Annotated in this window: 11 protein-coding genes; 6 read left to right on the top strand and 5 right to left on the bottom strand. The window is 63.2% G+C overall.

The features are described 5' to 3' along the window. Window positions 1-79 precede the first annotated feature (79 nt). Window positions 80-241: a hypothetical protein gene (locus ACR65T_RS13635; protein WP_256034279.1), complete on the top strand. Its 162-nt coding sequence runs from the start codon at window positions 80-82 to the stop codon at window positions 239-241. A gap of 171 nt (window positions 242-412) precedes the next feature. Continuing rightward, window positions 413-1537, top strand: a complete 1125-nt coding sequence (locus ACR65T_RS13640; protein ID WP_434496983.1) for a retropepsin-like aspartic protease family protein — start codon at window positions 413-415, stop codon at window positions 1535-1537. A 457-nt stretch (window positions 1538-1994) separates the two neighbouring features. On the opposite strand, the gene ACR65T_RS13645 is transcribed toward ACR65T_RS13640, so the two are convergent. Both ACR65T_RS13645 and ACR65T_RS13650 read right to left on the bottom strand, forming a co-directional pair. Next, window positions 1995-2354 (bottom strand): hypothetical protein, encoded by a 360-nt coding sequence (locus ACR65T_RS13645; protein WP_434496984.1) that lies wholly within the window; start codon window positions 2352-2354, stop codon window positions 1995-1997. A 237-nt stretch (window positions 2355-2591) separates the two neighbouring features. Next, entirely contained in the window at window positions 2592-3485 is an 894-nt protein-coding gene (locus tag ACR65T_RS13650) for a tRNA nucleotidyltransferase (protein WP_434496985.1), read from the bottom strand. Between the two features lie 141 nt (window positions 3486-3626). Here ACR65T_RS13650 and ACR65T_RS13655 point away from each other — a divergent pair, with 141 nt between their 5' ends. After that, window positions 3627-4013 (top strand): avidin/streptavidin family protein, encoded by a 387-nt coding sequence (locus tag ACR65T_RS13655; protein WP_434496986.1) that lies wholly within the window; start codon window positions 3627-3629, stop codon window positions 4011-4013. A gap of 130 nt (window positions 4014-4143) precedes the next feature. On the opposite strand, the gene ACR65T_RS13660 is transcribed toward ACR65T_RS13655, so the two are convergent. The 3 genes from ACR65T_RS13660 to ACR65T_RS13670 form a co-directional block, all read right to left on the bottom strand. Next, the gene (locus ACR65T_RS13660; protein ID WP_434496987.1) at window positions 4144-4386 is read right to left on the bottom strand and encodes a hypothetical protein; all 243 of its coding nucleotides are present in this window, start codon (window positions 4384-4386) and stop codon (window positions 4144-4146) included. 205 nt (window positions 4387-4591) lie between these two features. After that, a complete protein-coding gene (locus ACR65T_RS13665; RefSeq protein WP_434496988.1) occupies window positions 4592-4933 on the bottom strand; it encodes a hypothetical protein in 342 nt (113 codons plus the stop codon). A gap of 62 nt (window positions 4934-4995) precedes the next feature. Further along, window positions 4996-5964, bottom strand: a complete 969-nt coding sequence (locus ACR65T_RS13670) for a beta-ribofuranosylaminobenzene 5'-phosphate synthase family protein (protein WP_434496989.1) — start codon at window positions 5962-5964, stop codon at window positions 4996-4998. A gap of 117 nt (window positions 5965-6081) precedes the next feature. Between ACR65T_RS13670 and ACR65T_RS13675 the strand changes: the two genes are divergently transcribed. From ACR65T_RS13675 to folK, 3 genes are read left to right on the top strand one after another with little or no spacing between them, the layout of a single operon-like run. Then, complete coding sequence (locus ACR65T_RS13675) at window positions 6082-6459, top strand: 4a-hydroxytetrahydrobiopterin dehydratase (protein WP_434496990.1); 378 nt, start codon at window positions 6082-6084, stop codon at window positions 6457-6459. Between the two features lie 12 nt (window positions 6460-6471). Then, entirely contained in the window at window positions 6472-7317 is an 846-nt protein-coding gene (folP, locus tag ACR65T_RS13680; RefSeq protein WP_434496991.1) for a dihydropteroate synthase, read from the top strand. A 4-nt stretch (window positions 7318-7321) separates the two neighbouring features. Further along, window positions 7322-7801, top strand: a complete 480-nt coding sequence (gene folK / locus ACR65T_RS13685; RefSeq protein ID WP_434496992.1) for a 2-amino-4-hydroxy-6-hydroxymethyldihydropteridine diphosphokinase — start codon at window positions 7322-7324, stop codon at window positions 7799-7801. Window positions 7802-8107 lie beyond the last annotated feature (306 nt).

Genomic DNA, 8107 nt, shown 5'->3' on the forward strand with positions numbered 1-8107 from the left:
GCCCTTGTCCCCCGCACAGCAGGCTCTAACTCCATGTTAGGCCCCTGTTTAGCAGGGGGCGCATGTCATGGAGGGAACGATGATCTCTGCCAAGGAACACATGACAATGGCGACTCTCGGCGCGATCGTCGGCGCGGCGATCGGCGCTGGACTAGGCGGCGCGCTGTTCGGGCTGCCGGGGGTCCTCGCCACGGCGGTGCTCGCAGGAATCGGCGGCGCGTTCATCGGATCGTTTCTGTAATCAAGAGGCGACGCCGTCGCGCTCATGAGACGAGCAGCGCCGCGCCGTTTTGGGCGCGGCGCTGGGGCGAGGATCGCAAGCGCCGTCGCTGTATTCTTTTAGCTACCGAGAGACCAATATTGATCAGAACCGTTACTTGCCATCTGCTGATTTAACAGAGGCTCGAGCATAATGCGTATTATCGATAGAGCCGCCTCAATTGTGCTGATCGCGGCGATTGCGAACACTCCAGCCTTGGCGCAAAATGGCCGTGGGAACCTTAGCTTTCTGTCTCCTTTTTCTGTAGGAGAGATTGCCATTGGCGCGCCTTTTTTTCCGGAACAACGGGCCAATAAGGGTTTCGAGTGCAAGAAAAGCGAAGTTTATGCCGGGTTCACTTGGTGTGAAAGAACCCGCTTGGAAGATCGGGAAGGGAATACGGTTCAAGTCCACACCTCGATCATCCATGGTCCCGATGGAACCGTTGCTTACGTCAATAAGTCGCTCAAGCCGGCATTCTTCGATAACGAGCAAGCTATCGACGACGAGATAATACGCTTAACGGATAAGTTTAACAGGAATTCACCTAAAAAATTCAACCCGAATGTTCAGAAACGTACCGATCAAATCGCCGGCATTAACGCAGTCATGGCGACATGGGGTGGAATTAAGTTAACTCCTCTACTTAAGGGGGACCTTCAAGTTCTCGCGAGAGACAAGTCCCCTCGCAAGGGCGTTCTGGTCGACTACATCGGAAATCTTCACGAGTCCGCGCGCTCCAACTACCCGGTTTACTTGGTTTCAGGCGGAGAAGGATTTGTATATGTGGCGAACTATGATCGAGAAGGGACGGGAGGGTTACGGTTTTTCGCGATGGACCCATCATTGTTGGACTCAGGAGTGAAGCGTTCGATCCAGTCCGGCTCTATAGAGCTTGAACCCGTTCGTATGAAACAGGAGGGCGGCGTTTATGTCGTCCCTATACAATTCAATGACGCTTTCACATTGAATGCGATCGTCGACAGCGGAGCGAGCGAAGTCTCTGTTCCCTTCGATGTCGTTTCTACCTTGATCCGCACAGGAACGATCTCCCAAGAGGATTTCTTGGGAGAACAGATCTACATTCTCGCGGACGGATCAAAGGTCCCTTCGAAGAGATTTGTCATTCACTCCCTCAAGGTTGGCGATAAAACGGTCGAGAACGTTCCCGCGTCTATATCTTCCGCGCTGGGACCTATCCTATTGGGGCAAAGTTTTTTGAAACGATTTAGGAGATGGTCAGTCGACAATGACCAGCACATTTTGAGCCTTGAATGAATGAATTTTGACGGATTTTAATAGCGGAGCGGCTGACGATGATAAGTCGCTCTCCGGCAACTAAATGCCATGTTGGTAGGCTATTCGCACCATAAATCAGTTTAACATCCAACACGAAAGTTTGCTTCTGTCACAACGTCAACCAAAGTAGCCGCTCTACCCCACCTCGTTCGCCCATCGCTCCGAGCGAAACGCCCGCGCGATCGCCTCGGCGCGGGCGCTTTGGCGCGCCTCCGGGGAGTCGCTTCGCAATTTCGGCGCAGGCCTTGAAGGCGATCCCCAGCAGCGCCGCCTTGGGGTAAGGCTGGCCCTCGCGGCCGGCATGAGCGCAAAAATCGGGCGCAAAAATCGCTGGCGCAGACGATCCTCAGCTCGCCAAACGGCTGCGCCGCGCCTCATATTGTCATAAAACACTGCGGCCGATGGCTTATCTCGGCCGCAGCTTCTTTGCTACGCTCTATTCAACGATCCCTCGTGCACGGCCGCACGACACTGCGCAGGAACAACCTGTTCCGAGCCATCCGGGCTCGCGGAGCAAGCAGGTCTTCACGCCGGTCGCACAATAATATCCTTCGCTCGCGACGACAGGCGCGGCAGCGGCTGCGCCGTAATAGCCGTAGCCCGCTGGATAGGCGGAGCCGTAATAGCCGTAGTTATAGGGGCTTGTTACCGCCGCGCCGAGAGCCATGCCGTAGTAGCCGGGGCCCAAACCCCTACCACAGCGGCCCCATGCGGAAGCTGGGCTCGAAATTGACAGCATAGTGAGTGAGATCGCGGCGGCGAGCGCCGCAGTCATGATCTTGCGTGAGGTCGTCATCGGCGGAACTCCTGGGCCGGGCTCAGCCAGGCCCGTGTTGGACACAATCCCAACGCCCACTTCTATAACGCCAGCCCCGCTTTGCTTGTTCCCGCCGATGAGGGCGCGGAACGCAACGGCGGGAGGCGAGTTGGATGACAACGCTTGCGCCAACCTCATTCAAAAATTGGCGTGAAGCCCAGTCCGCAAGCGAAGCCCAGTCCGCAAACAATGTCCGGTCTTGGCGCTGCTGAGAAACTACCCCACCTCGCTCGCCCAGCGCTCCGAGCGAAACGCCCTTGCGATCGCCTCGGCGCGGGCGCTCTGGCGCGCCTCCGGGGAGTCGTTCTCCGCAATGTCGGCGCAGGCCTTGAGCGCGATCTCCAGCAACGCCGCCTTGGGGTAAGGCTTTCCCTCGCGGCCGGCATGGGCGCAAAAATCGCTGGCGCAGACGATCATCAGCTCCTGAAATCGCTCCGGCGCGTCGAAAGCCCCGAGCCGTTCGAGCATCAGAGCGACGGGGCCGGCGCGCATTTTCGAAACGCGATGCACGCGTTCGCACTCAGTAAGCGCCAGCAGCGCGAGCGTCCTGCATTCCGCCGGCGGGCGAAAGCGCGCGCAGATCTCCTCAATCCGCGGGCGCCCGCGCTCGACATGTCGGTAATGCACGGGAAGATGTTCGCGCGGCGAATCCGACTTGCCGACATTCATCACGAGCAGCGCGAAACGCACCGCGAGCGGCGCGCCGCGTTTGCCCGCCGTATCGAGCGATCGCATCAGATGTTCGCCGAGATCGACCTCATCCTCGCCATCGGAAATCTGCGGCACGCCAAACAGCGCCGCGACTTCGGGGAGGATTTCGACGAGCGCGCCGCAGCCGCGCAGGGTCTTGATCAGTCTCGACGGCGCCGGACTCATCAGCCCGCGAACCAGCTCCGGCCATATCCGCGCCGGGTCGGCGTCGACGAGATGGCCGGCCTCGACCTGTTCAAACAACAGATCGAGCGTTTCCTCGTCCGGGTCGTCCTCGGCTTCGGCGAGCAGCGCCGCCATGCGCAGCACGGAAAGGCCGGGGTCGGTTTGTCCGTAGTCGAACAGGGAGTCGGGTCCAAAGGCCATGGCGAAGCCTCGTCGAAGGGTCTTGCCCGACATGCAAAGCTCTTGCCGCCGCGGGACTCCCACGCCTGCGCCGCCGTCCATCAAAATTTGTGCGGATGCGAAAGCAGCGGTGGCGCCCAGCCGCGCCGTGTTGCAAACTGCCAGGGTTAAATTTTCACGAATGGAGTTATGCAGATGCTTCTCGAAAAATCGGTCGTGCGTGCGGCAGAGGGCACGGGAGCGCCGGTGGATTTCTCCGGCGACTGGAAAAATGAGCTCGGCTCCGTCGCCACTTTCGTTCAGAAGGGCGACACTCTGTCAGGCAAATATGTGAGCGCGGTGAGCGAGGGCGGAACCTCGGCGACCGGCGTTCTCAGCGGATTTGTCGATGGCGATCTGATTTCCTTCGTCGTGCACTGGGATGATTTCCAGGCGATTACGGCCTGGGTCGGCCAGCTCGCCCCCAAGGCGCCGACGCAAACGATCAATACGCTTTGGCAAATGACGACGCAGGTTTCGCCAGGCGAAGAGTGGGCGTCGATCAACGCCGGGGCGGATTTTTTCGTGCGCATCGCGCAGTGACACGCATCCCGTCTCGCCGCGGGCTTGCCGCGGAGAGGTCGGACGTCAAACGCCCAACGCCGGCCCGCCGCCTGCGCGGGACCGCTCATCTTGTGCGAAAACGCCGGCTCGTCTCAGCCGGCGTTTGTCGTCAATAGCCAGGGGCGCGGTCGGGGTCGTAGCCCCCGTAGCCGTAGTAGCCCAATGCGCGTGGCGGCGTAACCGGCACGCAAAGGCGGAACGGCCGCGAGGCGCCTTCTTGCCACCAACAGCGCTCGTAGGGCGCGCCGGTGCTTTCCCAGGACGCGAACGGATAATAGGGGTTTGCGTGGGCGGCGCCTATGAAGGAGGCGACGAGGACGGCGGCCGGCAGCAGCAGTTTCAATTTAGACATACAGACATCTCCCCAACGCATGAGGCTAGCATCAAAGAGATGTGTCGTCGTCGAAGACTATCAAGAGTCCATGACGCTAACATGACAGTTGCGACATGGATGAGAAACGCGGAAACAGAGTCGAAATCATTCGGCCGGGACCGAGAGGGCGAGCCACGGCGGAGGAGACCCGCTCCTCACGAGCCAATGTGGATTGACGCGAGACTTACCGGACGGGCTTCGCCGGCGCGTCGGGCGCGGCGACGCGGCCCGCCCGGCGCCGATTCTCGGCCGCCGCCGCTTCGAGCTCGGCGCTCATGGCGCGCAGATCGGCCGCCGACTTGCGCTTTGGGTCTTTGGCCCGCGTCGGGTCGAAGGCGCGATAGTGCAACTGCTCGGACCGCGAGTCGCGCACGAAATCCTGCGCCGGCGGCGGCGGGGTGCGCAAACCGGTCGCGTCGAAGAGCCGCCCGATGAATGCGCCGCCGCTCGACGGCGCCTCCTGCGCCAGCGCGGCGCCGGCGGCGAGGGCGAATATCGGAGCGATGGCGAGGCGCGCGAACAGCATGTCGCCAGCAGGCCATAAAAATGCGGCGCGAGTAGGTCTGGGCCCCTCGAAAACAGCGCGGTCTAGGCGATCTGCGCGTAGACCGCGTCGATTTTCGCGCCGCGGTTGAGGCCCCGGCGGATCGAAATGTCGAGCCCTTCTTGCCGCGCCTGCGCGCCGTGGCGCCCAAGCAGGCGGCGCGCCGCCGCGTCGCTCTCGACGAAGGCGAAGCCGGTCGGACCCCATGAGGTCTGGCCGCCGCCGGTCGCGCCGTCGGCGAGCAGCCGCGCGACGATCGTCTCGACCTTGCCGCTGGTGAACCGGCGCCCGCCCTGCGCCGGCGCGAAATGATCGCCGACGATCTCCTGAATGCGGGTCACCGCCGCGCCGAAGGGCGCAAGCTCGCGTTCGGCGAGCGCTGGCAGGATCTGCATCAGCACCAGCCGGCAGACTTCGCCGCTGGTTTCGGCGCCGAAAGGCGGCAGTTCGGCGAAGGCGTCGCGCTCGTTCTCGCCATGCAGGCCGACATCGCCCGGATCACAGACCAGCAGCGCGCGCCACGCGTCGGGAAATTCGGCGCGCGCGACGACCGGCGGCGTCACGGTGTGAGGCCCGCGTCCGCCGTCGACGACGACGCCGCCCAGCTGAAACAGGCCGGCGCCGAGCCCGGAGCGCGCGCCGCGCGCCATCAGCGCCGCGTCGGCGGCCGGGTCGTTCGGCAGCTCCTCGAGACGGCGCAGCGCCGCGCTGACCGCGAGCGCCAGCTGGGTGCCGGAGCCAAAGCCCGCATGGGCGGGAATCGCTTCCTCCAGCGCCAGCCGGTGGCGCTGCGTCAGGCCAAGCGCCTCCTGCGCGCGCTCCAGAAGCGCGGCGGCGCGCGCGGCTTCGGGGCCGTCGACGGAATTCTTGTCGGCGCGGGTCAGGGTCAGCCGGGTCGCCGGCGCGTCGAGCGCGAGGCCGACGCCGCCGAACTTGCGCCCAAGGCCGCCGTTCATGTCGAGAAAACCCAGATGCAGCCGGGCGCTCGCCGCGACGCTTACCTTTGCCGGCATGCCGCCTCTTTTGGTCCAACTGAAGACTTCGGGTCGGTTTAGGCTATAACGCGTCTCAACGAAAGAATGTTGCGGCGCATGGCGGCGTTGGCGCGCCGCGCAAGAGGGGAGCCTCAGATGGCCAAGGAAGAGCGCGCGTATTCCGAAGACGAGATCGCGGCGCGGCTGAAGCGCGAACTGCCGCATTGGCGCTACGAGAACGGCTGGATCAGGCGCAAGTTCAAGACGCACAGCTGGAAGGGCACGCTGATGGTGGTCAATACGGTCGGCCATCTCGCCGAAGCCGCCTGGCACCACCCCGACATCGCCGCCTCCTATGCATGGGTCGAGGTGAAGCTCATGACCCATACGGCGAAGGGAATCACCGATAAGGATTTCGAACTCGCCAAGAAGATCGAGGAGGTCGTCTCCTGGCGCCCGAGCAAGGCCGGCGGCGCGCTCGAAGGCACGCCCGAGACCGATCAGCGCTTCGCCTATGTGAAATACGACGACTGACGGGACACGCGCTTGGCTTTCGACGTCCAGGCGATCGCGACGGCGCGCGATCGCTTTCTTTCGCTGATCGGAACGCGTCCCGTGATCATGGGGATCGTCAACGTCACGCCCGATTCCTTCTCGGACGGCGGGCGGTACGCGACGCGTGACGCCGCGCTGGCGCTGGCGCGCACGCTCGTCAGCGAGGGCGCCGACATCGTCGACGTCGGCGGCGAGTCGACGCGTCCCGGCCACACGCCGCTCACCGCGGAGGAGGAGTGGGCGCGGCTTGCGCCGTTGCTCGCCGCGCTGGTGGCGCAGGCGGGCGCGCCGGTGTCGATCGACACCTACAAAGCCGAGACGGCGCGGCGCGCGCTTGGCGAAGGCGTCTGTCTCGTCAATGACGTGTGGGGCCTGCAGCGCGATCCTTTGATGGCGCCAACGATTGCCGAAGCCGGCGCCGCGGTGGTGATCATGCATAATCGCGAGACGACGGCGCCGGAGATTGACATCGTCGCCGACATGAAGCGGTTCTTCGCCCGCTCGCTCGAGACCGCCCGGCGCGCCGGCGTGCCGGAGCGGCATATTCTGCTCGATCCTGGGATCGGCTTCGGCAAGAGCCGCGAGCAGAACTATGAGGCGCTGCGCGCCATCCCGGAACTGCTGGCGCTGGGATTCCCGCTGCTCATCGGCGTCTCGCGCAAATCGATCTTTAAGGGCTTGGACGACGGCGTTCTCGAGGGACGGCTGGTCGGCACGCTGGCGGCCAATCTTCTCGCCGCGCGCGACGGCGCGCAGGTCTTTCGCGTGCATGACGCCGCGGAGCATCGCGCGGCTTTCGACGTGATGCGCATTCTCGCCGCGCGCCCGGGAGGTTGAGACGATGCGGGTCGGATTTGGGCTTGGCAGCAATCTTGGCGACAAGCCGGCCAATATTCGCGAGGCGCTGCGGCTGATCGAGGCGAACGGGCTGGCGCGGCTCGATCGGGTCTCCCGGATCTATCGCACGCCGCCCTGGGGCGATCTCGACCAGGGGGATTTCGCCAACGCCTGCGCCATCGGCGACACCGCGCTCGCGCCTTATGAACTGCTCGCGGCGGTCAAGAAGATCGAGGCCGACATGGGCCGCGCGCCGACGCGGCGCTGGGGGCCGCGGCTGATCGACGTCGATATTCTTTTCCTCGGCGACCACGCGATCGACGATCCGGAGCTGACATTGCCGCACAAGGAGCTTTTCCGCCGCGGTTTCGTTCTCGCGCCGCTCGCCGAAATCGCCCCCGAACTTGAACTGGACGGCGTCACCATGCGCGCGGCGCTGGCCGGCGCTGACGCGAGCGGCGTGCGTCCGTGGTCGGACGAATAGCCGCCCACCCCGGATGGTTGCCTATCTTCGCGGCGCAGCATTCGTTGCCGCCCTGGACTTGCGGGCAGATTTCGTAATCTAAAAATGTATATTATAACAACGATCTATCTAGAATTGTGCGCCGCGCCATGCTCCCGCCATAAGCCCTGCTAGGGTGTGAAATTTACCATCCACTAGGGTTGCATTAGCTATTCGATAGATTGTTTTCCTCTATACTAACGGGTATTGTGAATATTGGGGGTTATTGGAATGTTGCGGCACGCTGAGCTGGGTCTGCGGTCTGCCCTTTCAAGGGGGCGGATTTGG

This window comes from Methylocystis sp., assembly GCF_051061285.1.
GTDB lineage: Bacteria > Pseudomonadota > Alphaproteobacteria > Rhizobiales > Beijerinckiaceae > Methylocystis.